At 61.0% G+C, this 770-nt stretch carries 2 pseudogenes; both read right to left on the bottom strand.

The window, feature by feature from the left end:
* Nucleotides 1–212: 212 nt before the first annotated feature.
* Nucleotides 213–347 (bottom strand): annotated as a pseudogene (locus tag G9373_RS45490) (IS6 family transposase); the annotation flags it as partial.
* Between the two features lie 157 nt (nt 348–504).
* A pseudogene (locus G9373_RS45495) lies at nt 505–660 on the bottom strand (acetyl-CoA C-acyltransferase); the annotation flags it as partial.
* Nucleotides 661–770 lie beyond the last annotated feature (110 nt).

The raw sequence follows: 770 nt of genomic DNA on the forward strand, positions 1-770 counted from the left end.
TGCGCCGGGGATCTTCAGGAGACGGTTAAATGCAGTACTGACGCGCACGTGTAGCGGGCCTCCGGGTTGAGGTAGGTGTGGTAACCCCGAAACCTAGAGGTGCTGCGCGTGCGCGTCCCTCATATCATCGGTGAAACGCCGAACAGTGCGGCCAACAACACAACCCACCCTGAGCAGCAGAAATGGCGCCCACATAAACCCGAGGAGCGCCACATCAGTTCCTGCACGTCACGCAGGCTCAACGCGAAGCGGTGATACAGCCACACGGCGTGGCTGATGATCTTCTTCGGGTAGCGGAAGCCCTTGTACGACGAATCTGCGCTGGTCGCGGTCGCCCATCCTCCCAGCGGTCACCCGCACAGCCAAGTTGACGATGACTGCTCTGCACCAGCGTTATCGCGCGCTGGCAGCATCTCCCCGAGGCATGGCGCGAGGTGGTCGATGTGGTCCGCCCGACAGGATAGATCGCATCCGTCCGCATGACGCTACGGAAGTTGTCTATTGTCATATTGATTCGAAGACTGCGGCGATTCCCTGGCCGCCGCCGATGCACATGGTTTCGAGGCCGTAGCGGCCACCGCGGCGTTTGAGTTCGTGAAGCAAGGTCGTCATGATACGGGACCCGGTGGCTCCGACAGGGTGGCCTAGTAGTACTTTGTTAGGTGGGGAAGGTGTGGTGGCACAGTGGGCAGGTACCGATCCAACGGGCAAGTGCGCGTTGGAGTTCGCGGAGAACGGCGTACAGGGTCAGTCCTGCCCGGCTGCTTTTG

Source organism: Rhodococcus sp. A14, assembly GCF_011603105.1.
In the GTDB taxonomy this organism is placed as follows: Bacteria; Actinomycetota; Actinomycetes; order Mycobacteriales; family Mycobacteriaceae; genus Rhodococcus_F; species Rhodococcus_F opacus.